17 protein-coding genes and 1 CRISPR repeat array are annotated in these 20,153 nt (G+C 65.0%); of the genes, 6 read left to right on the top strand and 11 right to left on the bottom strand.

Translation table 11 applies throughout. The annotated features are described in order from the left end of the window. Positions 1 to 21 precede the first annotated feature (21 nt). The 6 genes from cas5c to cas2 are packed head-to-tail and all read left to right on the top strand — an operon-like array spanning position 22 to position 5,464. Positions 22 to 756 carry a type I-C CRISPR-associated protein Cas5c gene (cas5c, locus tag ASF71_RS04315; protein ID WP_056295579.1) on the top strand — a complete coding sequence of 245 codons (735 nt, stop codon included), beginning with the start codon at positions 22 to 24 and terminating at the stop codon, positions 754 to 756. Beyond that, positions 753 to 2,618 (top strand): type I-C CRISPR-associated protein Cas8c/Csd1, encoded by a 1,866-nt coding sequence (gene cas8c, locus ASF71_RS04310; RefSeq protein ID WP_056295576.1) that lies wholly within the window; start codon positions 753 to 755, stop codon positions 2,616 to 2,618. Before cas5c ends, cas8c begins: the two co-directional genes overlap by 4 nt. Beyond that, positions 2,618 to 3,508, top strand: a complete 891-nt coding sequence (cas7c, locus tag ASF71_RS04305) for a type I-C CRISPR-associated protein Cas7/Csd2 (protein WP_056295573.1) — start codon at positions 2,618 to 2,620, stop codon at positions 3,506 to 3,508. Before cas8c ends, cas7c begins: the two co-directional genes overlap by 1 nt. 29 nt (positions 3,509 to 3,537) lie before the next feature. Further along, on the top strand, positions 3,538 to 4,149 hold the full coding sequence (gene cas4, locus ASF71_RS04300) for a CRISPR-associated protein Cas4 (RefSeq protein ID WP_056295570.1): 612 nt from the start codon (positions 3,538 to 3,540) through the stop codon (positions 4,147 to 4,149). Continuing rightward, positions 4,146 to 5,174, top strand: coding sequence for a type I-C CRISPR-associated endonuclease Cas1c (gene cas1c / locus ASF71_RS04295; RefSeq protein ID WP_056295568.1), 1,029 nt, complete (start codon positions 4,146 to 4,148; stop codon positions 5,172 to 5,174). The genes cas4 and cas1c overlap by 4 nt, the downstream gene beginning before the upstream one ends. Further along, positions 5,171 to 5,464 (top strand): CRISPR-associated endonuclease Cas2, encoded by a 294-nt coding sequence (cas2, locus tag ASF71_RS04290; protein WP_082505511.1) that lies wholly within the window; start codon positions 5,171 to 5,173, stop codon positions 5,462 to 5,464. Before cas1c ends, cas2 begins: the two co-directional genes overlap by 4 nt. 187 nt (positions 5,465 to 5,651) lie before the next feature. Next, positions 5,652 to 12,565: direct repeats of the CRISPR family, unit length 37 nt; unit sequence GTCACGGCCTGCCTTCGGGTGGGCCGAGGATTGAAAC. A gap of 369 nt (positions 12,566 to 12,934) precedes the next feature. Here cas2 and ASF71_RS23450 read toward each other — a convergent pair. The 11 genes from ASF71_RS23450 to ASF71_RS04240 are packed head-to-tail and all read right to left on the bottom strand — an operon-like array spanning position 12,935 to position 20,143. After that, entirely contained in the window at positions 12,935 to 13,081 is a 147-nt protein-coding gene (locus ASF71_RS23450) for a hypothetical protein (RefSeq protein ID WP_156372605.1), read from the bottom strand. Positions 13,082 to 13,132: 51 nt separating this feature from the next. Continuing rightward, complete coding sequence (locus ASF71_RS04285; RefSeq protein ID WP_056295565.1) at positions 13,133 to 13,708, bottom strand: DNA cytosine methyltransferase; 576 nt, start codon at positions 13,706 to 13,708, stop codon at positions 13,133 to 13,135. Positions 13,709 to 13,764: 56 nt separating this feature from the next. Next, the gene (locus ASF71_RS04280) at positions 13,765 to 17,259 is read right to left on the bottom strand and encodes a ParB/RepB/Spo0J family partition protein (protein WP_056295560.1); all 3,495 of its coding nucleotides are present in this window, start codon (positions 17,257 to 17,259) and stop codon (positions 13,765 to 13,767) included. Then, positions 17,256 to 17,615: a hypothetical protein gene (locus tag ASF71_RS04275; protein WP_056295558.1), complete on the bottom strand. Its 360-nt coding sequence runs from the start codon at positions 17,613 to 17,615 to the stop codon at positions 17,256 to 17,258. The genes ASF71_RS04280 and ASF71_RS04275 overlap by 4 nt, the downstream gene beginning before the upstream one ends. Beyond that, the gene (locus ASF71_RS04270) at positions 17,612 to 18,070 is read right to left on the bottom strand and encodes a DUF6283 family protein (RefSeq protein ID WP_056295555.1); all 459 of its coding nucleotides are present in this window, start codon (positions 18,068 to 18,070) and stop codon (positions 17,612 to 17,614) included. The genes ASF71_RS04275 and ASF71_RS04270 overlap by 4 nt, the downstream gene beginning before the upstream one ends. Further along, positions 18,067 to 18,309, bottom strand: coding sequence for a hypothetical protein (locus ASF71_RS04265; RefSeq protein WP_056295552.1), 243 nt, complete (start codon positions 18,307 to 18,309; stop codon positions 18,067 to 18,069). Before ASF71_RS04265 ends, ASF71_RS04270 begins: the two co-directional genes overlap by 4 nt. Beyond that, a complete protein-coding gene (locus ASF71_RS04260; RefSeq protein WP_156372604.1) occupies positions 18,306 to 18,680 on the bottom strand; it encodes a hypothetical protein in 375 nt (124 codons plus the stop codon). The genes ASF71_RS04265 and ASF71_RS04260 overlap by 4 nt, the downstream gene beginning before the upstream one ends. Beyond that, entirely contained in the window at positions 18,677 to 19,294 is a 618-nt protein-coding gene (locus ASF71_RS04255; RefSeq protein ID WP_056295546.1) for a hypothetical protein, read from the bottom strand. The genes ASF71_RS04260 and ASF71_RS04255 overlap by 4 nt, the downstream gene beginning before the upstream one ends. Continuing rightward, positions 19,291 to 19,566 carry a hypothetical protein gene (locus ASF71_RS04250; protein ID WP_056295543.1) on the bottom strand — a complete coding sequence of 92 codons (276 nt, stop codon included), beginning with the start codon at positions 19,564 to 19,566 and terminating at the stop codon, positions 19,291 to 19,293. Before ASF71_RS04250 ends, ASF71_RS04255 begins: the two co-directional genes overlap by 4 nt. Beyond that, positions 19,563 to 19,886 carry a hypothetical protein gene (locus tag ASF71_RS04245; protein ID WP_056295540.1) on the bottom strand — a complete coding sequence of 108 codons (324 nt, stop codon included), beginning with the start codon at positions 19,884 to 19,886 and terminating at the stop codon, positions 19,563 to 19,565. The genes ASF71_RS04250 and ASF71_RS04245 overlap by 4 nt, the downstream gene beginning before the upstream one ends. Continuing rightward, the gene (locus ASF71_RS04240; protein ID WP_156372603.1) at positions 19,883 to 20,143 is read right to left on the bottom strand and encodes a hypothetical protein; all 261 of its coding nucleotides are present in this window, start codon (positions 20,141 to 20,143) and stop codon (positions 19,883 to 19,885) included. Before ASF71_RS04240 ends, ASF71_RS04245 begins: the two co-directional genes overlap by 4 nt. Between the last annotated feature and the right edge of the window lie 10 nt (positions 20,144 to 20,153).

Here is a 20,153-nt window from a genome sequence, read left to right as displayed (position 1 = left end):
AATCCACTGGGAGGAATCCATGTGCTAGAGCTGAAGGTCTGGAGTGATTACGCCTGCTTCACCCGCCCCGAAAACAAGGCTGAGCGCGTCTCTTATGACGTGATGACTCCCTCGGCGGCCCGAGGCGTGCTGGAGGCAGTGTTCTGGAAGCCGGAATTTGAGTGGCGGGTGCGGCAGATCATGGTGCTGAAGCCGGTACAGCGACATAGCATCCTGCGCAACGAGGTGAATACGTTAGCCTCCGAGCGTTCGGCGCGTGGCTGGGCCAAGGACGGCGGCGGTTTCAATGCTGAGGACGACCGTTCGCAGCGGCACGCGCTGATTCTGCGGGACGTGAGTTACGTCATTAAGGCCGACATGGTGCTGCGGCCTCATACCAGTGATCCCCTTGCCAAATATGAGGCCATGTTCCGGCGCCGCGCCGAAAAGGGGCAAGCGTTCGCTCAGCCTTATTTGGGCAACCGGGAGTTCACTGCATTCTTCTCACTGCCAGAAGGGGATGAGCAACCTGCTAACGTGGTGCGGCAATTGGGCGGCGAGTACGCGGAGCGGGCGGGGCTGCTCAGCTTAGGCCGCATGCTCTTCGACCTAGAGTTTCGTGAGGGCAAGAAGGGCCGCGTGAAGTACCGCCAGCATGACACTGCGGGAGGACGTTGGGTGGATGGCAGCGCTACGCCACGGTTCTTCGATGCTGTACTGACAGGAAAGGGGGTGTTAGACGTACCCAGGCAACTGTACGGGGAGATGGACGCATGAGCCTGCTTTACCAGCTGCGCGAGTATGAGCTGCGGATGCGCAAGGAGGGAAAAAAGTCTGTTTCCAGCGGCATCGAGGCCGTCCCGGCAGACGACGCCCTGCCCTTCATGTACGCCATGCAGCCTGTACGTTGGGTCGTAAATCTCAAGGCAGACGGTACGGTCAGGGATGTGCAGCCGCGCAGCAGCGGTAAGACGAAGGGCAAGGATCTGGGATTGCCGATGGCCGCGCCGGAGCTGGTACGCGCTGCCACGAAGGCTAAGCTGCTGATGGACAACGCCGAATACGTGCTGGGCCTAGCTCGCAAAGAGGGTGACAAGAACACGTTAGGACGGCATGAAGCGTTCCGGGCGCTGGTACTGGCCGCCGCCGAGGCCACAGACGAGCCGAGCGTGCGGGCCGTCGCCACGTTTCTGGACGGCTATGATCTCGAAACGTTCCGGGCAGAACATCTGGCTGCCTATCCCGATTTTGCGCCGGACACTAACGTGACTTTCGCTGTCGAGGGTGAGTACCCGCTGGACCTGACCCGTGTGAGGCAGTTCTGGGCGGAGCAGTTTACAGACGATGAGGCTCTGCAGGCGGAATGTCTCATCACAGGCAAGTTTGGCCCCGTGATGCGAATAGAACCGGTCAAGATCAAGGGCATTTTGGGCGGGCAGATGGCGGGCATGAACTTCATTAGCGCCAACGCGCAGGCATTTGAGTCGTACGGACTGAGGGCATCGAATATCGCCCCAGTGCGGCTGGAGGTGGCCGAGGAATACGCGCGTGGCCTGAACCGCCTGCTGGCCGACCCGAACACGTCTCTGAAGCTGGGCGGTGTGACCTACGCCTTCTGGACAGGCGAGGGGGCTGTGCCACTGGTAAGCAAAAGCCTGAAGGAACCGCCCACCGGACTCAGCAAATACGGCGCAGCGAAAAAGCGTGAGAAGCAGGCCCGCACTGAGGAAGTCCGGCAGTCGCTGTGGAGCCTTTTGACCGGACAGTTGCCCACCCTCAAAGCAGGCGCAGCCTTCTATGCAGCAGGGTTTACTCCCAGTGGCAGCCGAATCGCTGTACGAACCCACCTGAGCAGCACCGTGCAAGACGCGGTCAACCATCTGGCCGACTACTTCGGGGCGCAATCGCTCGCGCCCATCAATCCTGAGGACAGCAAGTTCCCCGACCACGAGACTTTCGATCTCTACGCCCTGGTTGGGGCGATGTACCGCGACCCCAGCAAGGCCCACATTGCCCCAGACGTGGATGCACTGATGCAATTTGCCCTGAGTGGTCAGCCTCTCCCTAGTGTGTTTCTGGTCCGTCTGGCAGCGCGAAGCCGTGCCGACACAAACCGCGTCACCCGCCCCCGCGCCGTCTTGACCAAGATGGTGCTGCTCTCACGCAAGGAGTACGGAATGCAGGATGATCACCTGGAAGCCCTGGATACGAGTCGCCCTGAACCCGCCTATCACCTGGGCCGCCTGCTGGCCGTGCTGGACGATATCCAGAGCAGTGTCATGAAGGCGAATACAACCCTGGTCGACCGCTTTTACGGCGCAATGAGCACCACGCCCTACGCGGTGGTGGGGCGGCTGATCCAGGGGTCACAGGCTCACCTGCAAAAGCTCCGCAAGGACAACGAGGGCGCATATTTCGCCAAGCAGCGCGAGCTGGAAGACGTAATGACGCGACTGCGTGACATCCCGGCCAAACCGCTCACCACGCCGCAGCAGGCGCTGTTCGCCCTGGGTTACTACCACCAGAGGGCTGAGATCAGCGCTGGTATCCGCGAGCGCAGCGCTGCCAAGAAAGAGCGGGAAGCCGCCAAAGCCTCAACACCTGCCCCCCACCCCACCCTTCTGGAAGGAGCCAACTGATGCCCGACGCCGCCCACCTGAATGCTGCCAACCGCCATGAGTTCGTTCTGCTATTCGATGTTACCAACGGCAACCCCAACGGCGATCCGGACGCCGGCAACTTACCGCGTGTCGACCCCGAGACGGGCTTGGGCATCGTGACCGACGTGGCTCTCAAACGCAAGATTCGCAACTACGTGGACGCCTTGCGTGGTCAGGAAGAACGATTCAAGATCTACGTGCAGCAGGGCGCAATCCTGAACAACCAGCATGGGCGGGCATATACGGCACTGGGTAAAGATCCCAAGAAGGCCAACCAGAAGGATGTGAACGAAGCCCGGCAGTGGATGTGCGCCAATTTTTTCGATGTCCGTACGTTCGGGGCCGTGATGAGCACCGAGGTCAACGCCGGGCAGGTGCGCGGCCCAGTGCAGCTCACCTTTGCTCGCAGCGCCGATCCAATTTTGGGTTTGGATGCGGCGATCACGCGGGTGGCCTTGACCAAGCCCGACCCCAAGCAGGCTGCCGAGGATGAAACCGCCCGCAGCGGCACGATGGGCCGCAAGGCGTACATCCCTTACGGTTTATATGTGGCGCATGGCTTCTACGTGCCTTCGTTTGGCAAGCTGACGGGCTTCGATGACACTGACCTGCAGGTGCTCTGGCAGGCGCTGGAGAACATGTGGGACCTCGACCGCAGTGCTTCTCGTGGCCTGACCGCCTGTCGGGGGCTATACGTTTTTAGTCATAGTTCGCCGCTAGGTAATGCGCCGGCCCACAAGCTTCTGGGCCGGGTGAAGGTGCAGCGTAGGGGAGAGGTGACCGTGCCCCGCACCTATGAGGACTACGAGCTGACCATCGATGAAAGCGTCTTGCCTGAGGGCGTGACCCTGACGCGATTGGTGGAATAGCCTTCTGTTCTTTTCACTCCGAGGTGTCTATGGACGAGGAGATTATGCTCTCGGCGCTCCAGCACTACACATTCTGTCCGCGCCGCTGTGCCCTGATCCATGTTGAACAGACGTGGGCGGAAAATGTCTACACGGTCAGAGGCCAGCAGAACCACGACCGCGCCCATGCTGGCGGCACAGAGGAACGCGGAGGGATGCGAACACTGCGTGCGTTGCCCCTAATCTCGCAACGGTACGGCCTGACTGGAGTGGCGGACGTGGTGGAACTGCTACCGGACGGCTCGCCGCGCCCGGTCGAGTACAAATCGGGCAAGGTCAAGCCCCTGCTGGCTGACGAGGTACAACTCTGTGCCCAGGCCCTATGCCTGGAGGAGATGTTCGGAGTGACCATTCCCGAAGGGTTCATCTATCACGCGGCGAGTCATAAACGGCGGGTAGTGGCCTTCACACCTGAGTTGCGGCAGTCCGTGCTGGACGCCCGTGACGGCGTGCGTGAGCTACTGCGGGTGCGTGTGTTGCCTCCACCTGCCGCCGATAATCGCTGCCAGTTGTGCAGTCTGTACGACGAGTGCGAGCCCTTCGCGGCCCGCAACTTTCCGCGTGGCTACGACCCGTTCAGCACGGCCCTGGAGGAGGCATGAGACAACTCCTGAACACTCTGTACATCCAGACGCAGGGCACCTACCTGCACCTGGACACCGACAACATCCGCGTGGAGGTTGAGCGAGAACGCAAGGCCATGATTCCGCTGCACCACGTTGAAGGGGTAACGGTATTTGGGAATGTACTACTCTCGCCGTTCCTGATTCACCGTCTGGCCCGTGAGCACAAACCTGTGACCTGGCTGACTGAGTCTGGTCGTTTCATGGCACGTACTGAAACTCCCATCAGCGGCAATGTCTTACTACGTGTCGCTCAGCACGGCTGCGCTTGTGATGAGAAGCGCACGTTAGAGGTCGCCAGATACATAGCAGCAGGCAAACTTCAGAATCAGAAAATGATGCTCATGCGCTCCGCTCGTGAAGCGCAGAGTAATGATCCACTCCTCCTTCGGCAAGCTGCTCGCGACATCAACACCCAGGTTGCCCTCTTACCCCTCGCGCAGACGATGGACGAGGTGCGTGGTATCGAGGGGACAGCGGCCCGCGCCTACTGGGAGGTCTTTTCGCTGATGCTGAAAGCCAACCGCAACTTCTTCAGGCTAACTGAGCGCAGCCGCCGTCCAGCGCGTGACGCGATCAACGCGACTCTGAACTTCGTCTATACCGTGTTGGCGAACGACTGCGCAAGCGCATGTCAGTCAGTGGGCCTTGACCCACAGGTGGGCTTCTTGCACGCACTTCGGCCAGGACGCAACAGCCTAGCACTGGATCTGATGGAGGAATTGCGCCCGGTGGTCGCCGATCGAGCGATAGTGACGCTCATCAACCGCCAGCAGCTCACCCCACGCGATTTCGTGCACCATGAGGGCAACACGGTGACCATCCGGGAGGATGGCCGCAAACTGATCCTGGCGCATTTGTCTGAGCGCCGTAAGGAGGAAGTCACGCATCCGTTGACTGCCCGCAAGACGCCGCTGGGACTCGTGCCACACGTCCAGGCGCGTCTGCTGGCTCAGCATTTGCGTGGCGATCGGCCTCATTATCCGCCTTACCTACATCGATGATTGATCTGCTGATCTGCTACGACGTCGGAACGACAACTGAAAGCGGCCGCCGGCGTCTGCGTCGCGTGGCAAAGGTATGTACCTCACACGGTCAGCGCGTGCAGAACAGCGTTTTTGAGGTCAGCGTGACTGACGTCCAGCTTCTGACGCTGCGTGGAAAATTGCTCGACATTCTGAATCCGATGGAGGATAGTATCCGTATCTATCGTCTGCGTCAGCCCCGTGAGAAATTTGTGGAGGCGTTCGGACGTGACCAGTATGTGGACTTTACTGACGCACTGATCCTGTAGGTCGTCTCTTGTGCGAACCCCCCGCGACGGACAGATGCCGGGGGGTTCGCGTTGTCCCAGGAAAGCGTCTGGGACGCGTTGCATGACAACATAAAGAAAGGAATGCCTAGAAGTTGAAGTGGTTCACAGTAGGTTCGCAGAATATGGGCTGTAAACGTCGTCTCAGTACGGCTCGAGTACCATAACTGTCACGGCCTGCCTTCGGGTGGGCCGAGGATTGAAACGGTCTGACCTTGCTCCTTCCGACTTACACGCCGCCGTCACGGCCTGCCTTCGGGTGGGCCGAGGATTGAAACGAATGAAGGGAAGCCATTTCAGGTGAAGATCCGGTAGTCACGGCCTGCCTTCGGGTGGGCCGAGGATTGAAACGGCACGGCGCACAACTGGTGCCGGGATCTACCCACGTCACGGCCTGCCTTCGGGTGGGCCGAGGATTGAAACGTCACCGGCAAGGGCCGGCGTGTCGACCAGGCTGACGTCACGGCCTGCCTTCGGGTGGGCCGAGGATTGAAACTCCGGATCAAGCACGGCTACCCCCCAGGCCTCCGGTCACGGCCTGCCTTCGGGTGGGCCGAGGATTGAAACAAGACCTACATAGAGCAGCAGGCAGGCGAGGACAAGTCACGGCCTGCCTTCGGGTGGGCCGAGGATTGAAACCGACCTCGACAGCCACCGCTACCAAGTTGCCCGAGTCACGGCCTGCCTTCGGGTGGGCCGAGGATTGAAACAGCGTTGACAATGGCAGTGCAGCCATTAATCAGGGCGTCACGGCCTGCCTTCGGGTGGGCCGAGGATTGAAACCCCAAGATTCCCGAGCTGCCTAAGACGGGCAACTTGTCACGGCCTGCCTTCGGGTGGGCCGAGGATTGAAACCTGCGCGGCCAAGTCGCGCTCGTGGGCGGCCCGCGTCACGGCCTGCCTTCGGGTGGGCCGAGGATTGAAACCGCGCCGATCACGAGATTCACTCCGTCAAAGCCGGAGTCACGGCCTGCCTTCGGGTGGGCCGAGGATTGAAACTTGAGCTTCGAAGCGGCGTCAGCAGCAAGTCCGAGTCACGGCCTGCCTTCGGGTGGGCCGAGGATTGAAACGCGCCGCACATTGGCGACGGCTTCCTGAGCGCCGCGTCACGGCCTGCCTTCGGGTGGGCCGAGGATTGAAACTCGCGGCTTGTTGGCTGGTTACAGGGTGTCATTACGTCACGGCCTGCCTTCGGGTGGGCCGAGGATTGAAACTGGAGGAGGTGCAGGAGAAGGTGCTGGCCCACCTCGTCACGGCCTGCCTTCGGGTGGGCCGAGGATTGAAACAGCACAGGAGATACACCATGAGCAATGCCTGGCCCGGTCACGGCCTGCCTTCGGGTGGGCCGAGGATTGAAACACGTCTGATGCGCGACAATCGCCGCATGTCACGGCGTCACGGCCTGCCTTCGGGTGGGCCGAGGATTGAAACAATCTGACAGGTGATTTTCAGCCGGGCAGCGATGTCACGGCCTGCCTTCGGGTGGGCCGAGGATTGAAACTTTCACTAGAGTCCAGAAGGTGTCAGCGCCCCCCGAGTCACGGCCTGCCTTCGGGTGGGCCGAGGATTGAAACCCGAGCCGGCCCCGGAGCGTTTCGTGGCGGCTGGTCACGGCCTGCCTTCGGGTGGGCCGAGGATTGAAACCCTTGGTGATCACGCCGATGATCTGGGTCATATCCAGTCACGGCCTGCCTTCGGGTGGGCCGAGGATTGAAACTGCGAGGTCTGCGGCCGGAAGATCCACGAGCGCAAGGTCACGGCCTGCCTTCGGGTGGGCCGAGGATTGAAACTCGGACTCGTGGGGCCTCTGCCGTCGCTCTGATGTCACGGCCTGCCTTCGGGTGGGCCGAGGATTGAAACCGATGCTGAGAGATGCTGTGGGCCGTACCGCGCGCGTCACGGCCTGCCTTCGGGTGGGCCGAGGATTGAAACCCCCCCTGCACTGCGGCGATACTGCCCAGCGCGAGGTCACGGCCTGCCTTCGGGTGGGCCGAGGATTGAAACTTTGGAGCATCATGGCGGCGGCGGCGGCGGACACGTCACGGCCTGCCTTCGGGTGGGCCGAGGATTGAAACGGCCCACAGAGCGCCGGCCACGCGATCACCGGAGTCACGGCCTGCCTTCGGGTGGGCCGAGGATTGAAACACCTGGGTATTGCTCTGTGAGGACTGCGGCGCGGGTCACGGCCTGCCTTCGGGTGGGCCGAGGATTGAAACTTGGCGTGTTAGTGCAGGTAGTCCTGCAAGCTCGTCACGGCCTGCCTTCGGGTGGGCCGAGGATTGAAACACCTCGGCGCTCGCTATCCGTGCCCGCCGTGACTCGTCACGGCCTGCCTTCGGGTGGGCCGAGGATTGAAACACCTTCCTAGCACCGCCCTACCAATCAGATGGCCGGTCACGGCCTGCCTTCGGGTGGGCCGAGGATTGAAACTGCGGAGGGCTGGGAGGCGGTAGGGGCTGGCCCTGGTCACGGCCTGCCTTCGGGTGGGCCGAGGATTGAAACAACGGTACGCAGGCGCTCGCCCAGGCCTTCGGGGGTCACGGCCTGCCTTCGGGTGGGCCGAGGATTGAAACCTTGGCGGCCACCCGTACCCCCGCCTGCGCCGCGGTCACGGCCTGCCTTCGGGTGGGCCGAGGATTGAAACTTCTTCGCCGACCTGCGCCAGCATATAGGCGGCGTCACGGCCTGCCTTCGGGTGGGCCGAGGATTGAAACAGCGGTAGGCCCGTGCATCTCGAGCCCTGCATGTCCCGTCACGGCCTGCCTTCGGGTGGGCCGAGGATTGAAACTACTGTTTTCAAGCAGAGGGGAGAAGCAGCCGGCGTCACGGCCTGCCTTCGGGTGGGCCGAGGATTGAAACCCAACGATCGGGGTTCCAGATGCGCACATCACAGGTCACGGCCTGCCTTCGGGTGGGCCGAGGATTGAAACAAGGCAATTCTCGCCACGCTCCTAGTGCTGTTGCCGTCACGGCCTGCCTTCGGGTGGGCCGAGGATTGAAACTGGGATATGGGGCGGCCGGGCGTGTTCGAGCTGGGGTCACGGCCTGCCTTCGGGTGGGCCGAGGATTGAAACCTCGTTGGTCATCACGCTGATCCGGGCACGCAGGCGGGTCACGGCCTGCCTTCGGGTGGGCCGAGGATTGAAACATGCTGACCCTGCCCCCTGAACCTAAGACGACCCGTCACGGCCTGCCTTCGGGTGGGCCGAGGATTGAAACACGTCTCCTGAGTCATCTGAGCGCCAACAAACGTGTCACGGCCTGCCTTCGGGTGGGCCGAGGATTGAAACGGCGAGCTGAGGCGTGAGCCGCTGGCCTATCAAGTCACGGCCTGCCTTCGGGTGGGCCGAGGATTGAAACGACCGACTGGCACCGTCATGCTCTTACCGACCGGCGTCACGGCCTGCCTTCGGGTGGGCCGAGGATTGAAACACCTGGGCGGGTTGGCCGTCAGCCTGCCGGAGCATGTCACGGCCTGCCTTCGGGTGGGCCGAGGATTGAAACTGTGGTGAAGCTCGTGACCTTGACCTCTGGCAACTGTCACGGCCTGCCTTCGGGTGGGCCGAGGATTGAAACACGCCCACCGGGTACGGCGCGTTCGTGCGCCTGCGCGTCACGGCCTGCCTTCGGGTGGGCCGAGGATTGAAACAAATTCCACACAATCACTAAAACCGTCCCCATCAGGTCACGGCCTGCCTTCGGGTGGGCCGAGGATTGAAACTTTGATTCGCGCGCCGACAATCGTGTCGGTGCGTCACGGCCTGCCTTCGGGTGGGCCGAGGATTGAAACCTGCCCGCCCCCGTGGTGCGCCTCCTGCTGCCCTCTAGTCACGGCCTGCCTTCGGGTGGGCCGAGGATTGAAACCAGGCGTTGTAGGCCCGGAACGCCGTACCCTTTCGACGTCACGGCCTGCCTTCGGGTGGGCCGAGGATTGAAACCTCCGGGGTGTAGAGGCCGTCAATCACGTCCGGGAGTCACGGCCTGCCTTCGGGTGGGCCGAGGATTGAAACCTCCCCCCGCAGGCAGTGCCAGTTATCTTCAGCGGAATGTCACGGCCTGCCTTCGGGTGGGCCGAGGATTGAAACACTGCTGGGGGACAAAGACGAACGACTACGGCGAGTCACGGCCTGCCTTCGGGTGGGCCGAGGATTGAAACCAGTGGGTTTTCCGGCAGATGACTGAACATGTCCAGTCATGGCCTGCCTTCGGGTGGGCCGAGGATTGAAACTGGCGCGGGGAGGAATACCTGCCCGAGAAGTTGGCGTCACGGCCTGCCTTCGGGTGGGCCGAGGATTGAAACCTTGCTTTCGGAGTCGGTGTCTTGTGACTGACGTCACGGCCTGCCTTCGGGTGGGCCGAGGATTGAAACAAGCCAAGAAGCAATGACCTGGGCACACCGCATGTCACGGCCTGCCTTCGGGTGGGCCGAGGATTGAAACATGCTGGTAGGGCTGAACAAGCCCCTGGATGCCCGTCACGGCCTGCCTTCGGGTGGGCCGAGGATTGAAACTTCTGGGAATCCTGTTTAGTCGGATTGGTAAATGAGTCACGGCCTGCCTTCGGGTGGGCCGAGGATTGAAACGTCGGCATAGCTGGAAATGTCCTGAATGGTCTGGTCACGGCCTGCCTTCGGGTGGGCCGAGGATTGAAACATACGGCGCGTGGCCGCCCATTTTGATCCGAAACGTCACGGCCTGCCTTCGGGTGGGCCGAGGATTGAAACAACACACGTGTTCGTCAACTGTTCGACCTGCTGTGTCACGGCCTGCCTTCGGGTGGGCCGAGGATTGAAACCAGATCGGGAATGCGCTGGAGCGGGCGCGGCGCGTCACGGCCTGCCTTCGGGTGGGCCGAGGATTGAAACATGCCAGTAGTCGCCCGTGTTCACGGTGCCGCCTGCGTCACGGCCTGCCTTCGGGTGGGCCGAGGATTGAAACAAGACCGAAGGGGCGCTCGTGTCAGGGTTCGACGCGTCACGGCCTGCCTTCGGGTGGGCCGAGGATTGAAACCTTAGCTACCAAAACCTTCTGCCATGCGCTCACGTCACGGCCTGCCTTCGGGTGGGCCGAGGATTGAAACAAAATTCTCCCGACCCGGTACGAGCTGGTGACTGCGTCACGGCCTGCCTTCGGGTGGGCCGAGGATTGAAACGAAGGTGACCAGGCCGGTCTCGGTGAGGCTGCGCGTCACGGCCTGCCTTCGGGTGGGCCGAGGATTGAAACTAGCTGTTCGGGCGGGAGGCGCACCGCGTAGCCATGTCACGGCCTGCCTTCGGGTGGGCCGAGGATTGAAACACGGCGATGAGGCCAGTCTTCCCCTGCCCCTCGTCACGGCCTGCCTTCGGGTGGGCCGAGGATTGAAACACGCCCATCCCGTAGCGCATCTCCGAGAACCATTGGTCACGGCCTGCCTTCGGGTGGGCCGAGGATTGAAACATGTCCTGCCTCCTTGAAATTAACCTTGACTGTTGGTCACGGCCTGCCTTCGGGTGGGCCGAGGATTGAAACAACCCAGTGCACATGGCCCCGGAGTAGCTGGTCGAAGTCACGGCCTGCCTTCGGGTGGGCCGAGGATTGAAACATCAGCAGCGCTGGCGCCAACGCCCCGCACGCGGTGTCACGGCCTGCCTTCGGGTGGGCCGAGGATTGAAACTCCCACGCGGACGGCGGCACCACGTGGCCGGTCAGCACCGTCACGGCCTGCCTTCGGGTGGGCCGAGGATTGAAACAAACCTGCGTCTTTTGCTTCCAACGGCGGATCGACGTCACGGCCTGCCTTCGGGTGGGCCGAGGATTGAAACACCCCTGTCAGCCGCCTCACCCCCGACCAACTGGTCACGGCCTGCCTTCGGGTGGGCCGAGGATTGAAACGTCGAGGGCCACACCTACACCTACGGCCCCAAGGTCACGGCCTGCCTTCGGGTGGGCCGAGGATTGAAACACCAGGGTTGGTCCACAGCGTCACTGCGCGCCGGAGTCACGGCCTGCCTTCGGGTGGGCCGAGGATTGAAACTAAGGGCTATAAGGCGGATGGTCAAAAATGGGCCGTCACGGCCTGCCTTCGGGTGGGCCGAGGATTGAAACGCCCTTCTTCACTTTCCCCGCCGCAACATCGGCGCGCGTCACGGCCTGCCTTCGGGTGGGCCGAGGATTGAAACCCTGCACTGCACTGCACGGCCCAGCACGCTCCATGTCACGGCCTGCCTTCGGGTGGGCCGAGGATTGAAACGGTAGCGCTGGCCGCTGATGACAACAGCATTGGTCACGGCCTGCCTTCGGGTGGGCCGAGGATTGAAACATGGGTGACCGTGCGCTGGGGCTGGGTGATGAGGTCGTCACGGTCTGCCTTCGGGTGGGCCGAGGATTGAAACTTTACGGTAGCTTCCGCAAGTGCTAATTTGGCACGTCACGGCCTGCCTTCGGGTGGGCCGAGGATTGAAACCCGCCCCAGCCCAGGAGGGCACCCATGAGTGACCGGGCACGGCCTGCCTTCGGGTAGGCCGAGGATTGAAACACTGTAGAGCCGGTGAACAGCACTCAGCCGGGGCACGGCCTGCCTTCGGGTGGGCCGAGGATTGAAACTGGAACACCATGATCCGCTTGATCAGCCCGACCGCCGGCACAGCCTGCCTTCAGGTGGGCCGAGGATTGAAACAATGACGGAAAGATAGGATTCTGCGTATCTACCCGGGCACGGCCTGCCTTCGGGTGGGCCGAGGATTGAAACCATCGGGCGCTGGCTATGTCCACCCGGAACGGCACGGCATGGCCTGCCTTCAGGTGGGCCGAGGATTGAAACACGAGTGTTGACCGGCGCTGGCGAGACGCCCGCAGGGCACGGCCTGCCTTCGGGTGGGCCGAGGATTGAAACAGCAGGTATCCGGCGCAGGTGAGAACGTTGGCGCGGGGCACGGCCTGCCTTCGGGTGGGCCGAGGATTGAAACGGGCGCTGCACCGTCACCTACACCGTGCGCTACCCGGCACGGCCTGCCTTCGGGTGGACCGAGGATTGAAACTCCTGTACGGTGTCGCTCTCCTAGCGATATCCGTGTCGCCTGCCTTCGGGTGGGCGGAGGATTGAAACGTGAGCTTCTATGGCTTCAAGACCCCGAGTGACAGTCACAACCTGCCTTCGGTTGGACGGATTGAAGCGATGAGGAAGGCACGCAGGCCGAGCGCGTCGGCCGGGGTGAGCTGCTCGGCCGACAGGGGGGTGGTGGGGGAGTCCGGCAACATGGTGATCACCAGCGGGCGCGGCCCGCAGCGTTTCGAGTTTGGCGCGCAGGGCAGCAATCTCCTGGTCCTTCGTTTCGAGTGCGGCATTCAGAGTGGCCACGAGCCCCTGCGCGGTCTTCTTGTCGCGCTCCAGCTGACCGCGCTCGCGGTTCCAGGACTTCTCCTTCCCCAGCAGGGCGCGGCGCTCGAAGCTGATCTGTTCCCGCTGCTGGTCGAGCTACCTCTTGCGGAGCGCGTTCTCCTCGCCGAGCCGGGCGGCCTGCACAGCCAGGTCGTGCTCGTGAGCGGCCCGCACCTGTACGAACTGCTGCTGGCCTTGCTCGTCGAGCATGACGGGGCCGCGTGGGGGCTTCTGGGCGGGCATGCCGCGCTTGTGGCGACGGCACTTCTTGCCCCGGCGCTGGGGCTTGTTCGGCTAGGGCAGCTGCTTGATCTTCTTGCCGTTCGCCCCGATGATGCCGCGCCGGGCGATCAGGCGGCCCCAGGTCACGAAGGCCGGGACGTTCTCCAGCACGATCACGTCCGGCCGGACCTTGCCCGCCCACTTCAGCCCGACCCAGGCCAGCGAGCGGATCTTCTGGTCGATGGGCGCGCCGCCCTTGGCCGGGGAATGGTGACGGCAGTCTGGCGAGAGCCACAGCAGCGCCACGGCGTTGTCACCCACGGCCTCGTGCGGGTCCACTTCAAAAACGTCGCTGCGGTAGTGCCGCGTGTTGGGATGGTTCGCCTGATGCATGGCGATGGCTTCTTCGTCGTGGTTGATCGCCACGTCGGGGCTGCGCCCGAGCGCCTGCTCGATCCCCATGCTGACGCCGCCGCCGCCCGCGAACAGGTCGACAATCTTCTTGCCCGCGATGTCGTCACTGCCCAGCAGGTAGCTGAACAGGGTCTCGCGTGAGGGGGGCGCCGGGCGCCGGGTCCGGGGCTGACGGGGGCGGCCGGGGCGGAACTGCCGGGCGGGCTTGGGATGGTGCGGAGTTTCGGTATGCATGGTGGACCGTCCTGGAGGGGCGGGGGCAGCCCAGTGCCGCCCCCGGAGTGAGAGCGTCAGGCGACTTCGGGCGTGTGGAACTGCCAGAGGGCGGTCCAGGTGCGGATGTGATCGGTTTCCATCTGGCCGAGCACGTCGTGCAGGGCGTGGCGGGCGGCCTCTGGGGAGGCCTCGCGCGCCTCGTCGGCGTCCATCGACGCGATGACCGTGACCAGCTGCGGCAGGGTCAGCTTGTCGATCAGGTTGCCGGCCGCCTCGTACAGCCCATCGAACGGGATCTCGTAGGCCGAGCGGGCCGCCGCGTCGCGGACCAGGGGCAGGGGGAGCCAGCCGCGCGCGGCCAGCGCCGGGGCTTCTTCGAGCAACATCGCGCGGAAGTACTCGTCACCCGCGTTCGGCTCCTCGGGCAGCCCGGCGGACGTCCACATCTCCAGCAGCGCCTCGTGGTTGCAGGCCTTCAGGTAGGACTCGGTCAGCACGAAGGGCTGCCGCTCGACCAGCAGGTCGCGGGTTTCTTCGTTCAGGCTGGGCCGCAGCCCCTCGATCACGCGGAAGGTGAATACGGTCGCCAGCGCGTCGGCAGGGGCCGCCTCCAGCGCCTGCAGGGCCGCGCGCAGCTGCGCCTGGATCTCGGGGACATCCATGTCGGAGGGGTCCTCCGGCAGAGCGAGATCCTCCTGCGCGTTCAGCACCAGGGCACCGCCCGAGGCCTCGGCCAGGACCCGGCAGGCAGCCCGGGCGGGGATCGGGAACGACCAGCCGTCATCGAGCGCGTCCAGGATCACGAGGGCGTGCAGGAACTGCGGCGTGGCGGCCGCCTGGAGCAGGGCCTGATCGGTGCCCCAGCGGCTGACCAGATAGGGGTCCGGGTACGTGGGGTAGTCGCGCGTCGGCACCGTGGCCTGGGCGGGTGAGACGGCCTCGTACTTCTTGGGGGCCTCCGGAGTGGAGGCCGGGGTGGACGGCGCGCTGGCCGGGGCGAGGGCGGGGGCCGGCGTCTCGTGGGGAGAGACCGCTTTGGCCCGCTCGAAGTAGTACTCGCTCGGCTCGTAGCCCGTGCGCAGTCGCTTGTTCTCGTAGCGCTTCAGGTCGCCGGTCGTGCTGTTGACCCAGTAGACCGGGCCGCCGTCTGGGCTGTCGATGTACTTGTAGAGCTGGAGTTCGGGACCCTCGCGGACCTCGGCGCACAGTGCGCCCTTCTCGACGTCCTTCCTGGCGAGGGCCACGGCGTGGCGCACCTGACAGCCGAGCGCCTCGTCGAAGTCCGCGAAGTGCTCGGCTAGCTCGCCGAACAGGTCGGCGCTGACCGTCTTGCCCTTGTACCAGGCGCGCGGGAACTGGGCGCGGCTGACCAGGAACACGCGCTCGCTGATGAGTTTGCGCAGGTCCGCGGGCGAGGTCTGGGCGCTGTAGCGGAGGTGGCTCTTGAGCAGGCCTGCCTGGACGCTCGGGGTAGCGAGGGCGAGGACTTCGGCCTGGTTGAGGGCGAGCTTCTTGCTCTCGTAGAGCTCGCGGAGGGCGGGGATGAGGTGGCGCGCGATCTGGACCCGGCGCCGGATGGTGCGCTTGCCCAGGCCGAAGCGGTCGTGCAGGCCGTCCACGGTCGCGCCGTGGTCCATCAGGGCGGCGTAGGCGTCGGCCTCCTCCAGAGGACTGAAGTCGTTGCGGTGCACGTTCTCGCTGGTGGCGACTTCCAGCAGCGCCAGGTCGTCGAGGTCCTGGACCAGGACGTTGACCGGGAAATCCTGGGGCACTTCGAGCCACACGTCACCCTCGCCCGCAAGACCGGCCGTGAGCAGGGCGATGGCGCGGTACCGGCGCTCACCTGCGGCCAGTTCGTACATGCCGTGGCGCTCGGGGTGGGGGCGGGCCACGAGGTTCTGCTGGAGGCCTTTGGCGTGGATGCTGATGGCGAGTTCGCGCAGCGCGGCCGGGTCGAATTTCTTCCTCGGGTTGAGGGTGCTAGGGAGGATCTTGTTCCAGGGAATGGCCTGGAGGCCGAGGGTCGGGGCTTCGAAGGGCGGGATCTCGAAGGTGCGCTTGGACAGCTCGGGCGCCTCGGCCGGCGCGGAGGCCTCCTCCGGCACGGACAGGCCGAGCATGCGGCACGCCACGTCCACGTCCTGGTACCCATAGGTCTGGAGGTCCTCTGCATGGGCGTCCAGGGTCAGCTCCGACCCATCCCGGAGCTTCACGGTCGTCTGATGCCCCTCGCCCACCGTCGTGATCACGCCCCGGCGCGGGGAAGCCTCCTGCGTGCCGACCAGCGCGCCGACCCGCGGGGCATACCAGGCGTGCAGCTCGGTCATGTCCTCGTCGAAGGCCACCCCGGCGAGCGTCGTCAGGCCGTCCGGGTGGCGGTAGCGCACCCACCAGCCTGCCCCGCTCGCCGCGAGCACCACGCCGGAGCACACCGCGCCCAGCTCCGCCACCCGGACCGTCACGAACTGGCCGGGCTGCCAGGCCACGGCTTCGGAGGCCTGCACGTCCGCATTTGCCACGGCTGCGCTGGCCGCGCCTTTCTTACCGCCCTTCCGGGCCTTCTTATCGACACTCTCGACCACGGCTGGCGCCGCGGCGGCGGGCAGGAACTTGGTCAGGTGCAGATCGGCGTATAGGTCCTCGATCTGGGTCCGCGTCAGCACCCGCACGCCACTCGCCAGGATGCCGGGGTGATCCTCGCCGTCCCCGAGGTTGCGCAGCGGCACCGCATCGTTCAGAGCAACTTCTTGCAAGACTTCGTAGCGCTCGTGGCGACGCTGGCTGATCGGAATCAGCACCCGGTCGCCCACCCGCAGCGGCACGGCTGGGGGATAGTCGTCGCGGCCCTCGAGGCTGCTCGTCTCGACGATCCCCTCGCCGTCGCGGGTCAGGACGTGCCACGTGCCCGCCTCGTCGCCGTGGCGCAGGAGGGCGCCGATCAGGGTGGTGCCCTTGGCGCGCACGGTGACGTAGTCGCCTACCCCGAGCGGCCCGAGGTCGAAGGTCGCCGGGCGCTTGGTGGAGGCCTGCGCGGGGGCCGGTGCGGGCGCGGCGCTGGGCGCGGCTTTCTTGCTGCCCTTGTGGGGCGTCTTCGTTGCAGTTGCGGTCATACCATCCTCCAGCAGCGCGCACTCGGCGGGGCTGCGGTACCAGTCGGTGAGAAGCAGGCCGAACTCCAGGTCCTCCGGAGTGGGGTGTCGGGACCGGTCACGGGTGATGTTGAGCAGGGGCTGCCCGCTGTGATCGGGAAAAAGCTCGACGACTACGCCGCGCAGGGTCATGCCGCGTGCTCGGCTCACCACGCGCTGGCCGACGCGGAACGGCAGATTGAAGGCCAGGCGCAGCACCTCGGATTGACAGGCCCGGCAGGCCCGAACCCATCGGTCCAGGTGGGCGCCGGCGTTCGGGTTCACCCCACGGTCGGAAATCACCTGGGCGCCGACCGGCACGGCCGTGCCACACAGTGCCCGGCCGCCGACCGCCCAGTGATCCGAGGCCTGCCGATCGGGGCTGCCCTTGACCCACCCGGTCAGCGCCAGGGCGACGTCGTGGGCAGCGGCAGCCGTCACAGCGCCGCCAGCTCGGCCTGCAACCGCGCGAGGTCCTGCTGATGCCGGGCGATCTCAATCCCGATCATTTCGCGGCGGATCTCCTGCCAGGGTCGGGCGAGCCACTGGATGCGCTCCCGGTGTTCCATGAACAGCCGCCAAGCGCCGCAGAGCGTGTCGTGGTGGCTGAAGGACACTGACCCCATCGCGGCGGTTTTCCAGATGACCATCCAGCGGCCGTCGCCGGCGGGGGCAAGGGTGGATTCCCAGTCGGGCTGGTTCGAAGGGGCGACGCTGCCCGGCTTGGGCTTGACCTTGCGCCCGGGCGGCGGCTTGGGCAGGGTATAGGTCACCTGCGCGAAGTACTCGAGGGTCATACGTCGTCCCGGCAGGCCACGAGGGCTGGATGCTCGGCCGGCACCCCGTTCGCCACGGCCATCGCGCGGTAGTTCGTGTGCAGCGCGTGCCCACCGTCCGTCACCCGGTACATCCCGCGGACGATCTGCGTCAGGCGCGAGGCCATGTTGTGCGTCGAACCGCGCAGGATGAACCCCGCACACGTCCGCGGGGCGCTGCGCTCCTCGCCCTCGGCGGCGTCCACGATCTTCACGCTGCTGTGGCAGGCGAATTCCTCCATTGAGGCGTCATAGCTGGTACCCGCACTGGCGAGGAACGCCTCGGGCGGAAACAGCCCAGCCGCGTCGACGCGCCACGGGCACTGGGCGCAGGGACGTTTCTGGTAGCCCTCGCCCCCCCCGCGCAGGTGCAGCACCTGGTGGTGCTCACCGGCAGGCGTGACGCCCTCGACACGGGCCATCTGGTGCCGTTTCATCCGCCCACCTTCTCCGGCTGGAGTTCTCCCGACTCCGACAGCCCCTCGAAGCTCGCGTGAATCGCCTTGTCGTAGCTCCCGCCCTCGAACACGCGCTGCACCGTCCCGCGTGTCCAGGTCAGGACGTAGCAGCCCTTCCCGCTGACTCGGTTCTCCCAACCGGCGAGTCGAATCGCCTTCTCGCGTTCATCGGCCGTGCGCGGGCCTTCGTTCTCAGCCTTGTAGCGGCGCGGGCTCATGCTGCGCCTGCCACATGTGCCCGCTTCAGCGTGTCGACCGCGAGTGCCGTCAGTGCGGCCATGCAGGCCGGGTCGTTGACCACCGGCCGCACCTCGTAGCCCGGCAGCATGGCGCGCAACTCGTCGCTGGTCAGGCTCTCCGGCTGGCCTTCGAGAATCGTGCAGGTGAGCATGAACAGCGTTCGGATCGCGCTCTCGCTGGGGCCCGCGCAGTAATCCATCACGGCGTAGTCGCCCCACGAGCCGCTCACCGGGTTCGCGCTCACCCGCACGCCGAACAGCATCTGCCGGAATCCGAACTCCCAGCGGCCGGTGTCTGAGGTCCAGCGCATGAAGTACCCGTTGTCTGGGGCTGCAACAGTGAATTTCATGCGTACTTCACCGCCTTAACCGGCGTGCGCTGGGCGGCCGCGCTCTGGAGGAACGCCAGCGCGGTGAGCCAGCGCCGGGTCCAGGTCTGCCGGTCGCCGGTCGCCCGCAGGTGCCCGAGGACCTCGGCCGACACGCTCGACTGCGGGTCCCCACCAGCCCACCCGTGCACCGGCACCTGCTGGCCGTACCAGTGCGCCTCTAAGCGGCAGGCCAGCCAATCGGCGTCTTTTACGACCTGGTGCAACAGCTCGGGCACCTTGAAATAGCGGGAGCAGACCCGCCACACCCGCTCCTCGACCTCCTGAAAACCCGTGCACAGGCGCTTGAGGGGCTTGCTGAGGTCGCCCGTGTACGCCTCCGGCGAGTCATGCACCAGGCCCTGCAGGAGCACCAGCGGGTCGGTCACACCCTTCGCGCGCAGCAGCTCGACCACCAGGATGCTGTGCTGCGCGACCGTGTAGTCGAAGCGGCCGGTGAAGCGGTTGATGCCCGCGAGGTGGTGCGCCACGTCGCCAAGCCGGACCATGTCCACGGTGGGGGCCAGCAGGTCAAAGGCGGTGCCAGAGTGCATCTCGACCCAGGCGTCGTGACGGGGACGGAGCAGGCCGGTCATGTCAGCGCCTCCTCGCGGGCAACCCAGGTCAAGGCGTCCTCGGCGAAGGTTTCGATGTCCTGCTCGTCGCCGTACAGGTAGACCACCCACAGTGCCCGGGGGTCTTCCGTGACGACTGACCCTGAGGCCTCGTCTACGATCACGCCGTAGATCCCTTCGACCTGCCGTCCGAATTCCACCTCGGGACCGCTCACCTTCACGAATTGACCAATGCCCAGGGCTTGGAGCGCCTGTGATGGGGTCCGGTCCTGCGTGATGGGCAGAGTGGTCATGCCAGGACCTCGGCCAGCAGCTGCGCGTCAGGCCCGGCGCAGGGCACCCAGCCCTGGCCCCGGCAGTACTGGCATCCGAACTCCACGACGAAGAACGGCTCGCCGTCCGCCGCAAAGTGCTTGACGACGCACGAGCACCGCTTCGCGTCCCGCAGAAAGAACGCACTGCCCTCCGCCGTCAGGTGCCCGGCAGGCGTGTCCAGGCCGTCTTGCCGGACCGCCTTCTGGCAGGCCTTGGGCCGCTGGCCCGTGGCCCGGGCGACATCGGCGATCAGTCGGTGAGCGAGGCTGACCTTCACCGGCCACCTGGGGGAGGTCACAGGTACCACCGGATGGGGCCGAGGTCCATCACGTCGCTCAGCCGGTAGCCGCGTAGATGCAGGCTGACCAGGACCAGCCAGGCGCCCGCTCCAGCCGGGAGCAGGAGGAGGGGACACGTCGCCAGCGGCAGGCTATCCACTGCCAGGAGACTGGCGAGCAGCAGCACAGCACCCAACAGCCGCAGTGCCCGGGCAATCCCCGCCGAGCAGGAGGGCAAGGGACGAGGCGCAACGGCAGCGGCGGGGTTCTGCATCATGGTGGACTCC

Origin of the sequence: Deinococcus sp. Leaf326, assembly GCF_001424185.1 — a bacterium.
Classification (GTDB): domain Bacteria; phylum Deinococcota; class Deinococci; order Deinococcales; family Deinococcaceae; genus Deinococcus.
The sequence above is the reverse complement of the archived record's forward strand: the minus strand, read 5'-3'. Positions and strand labels throughout refer to the sequence as shown.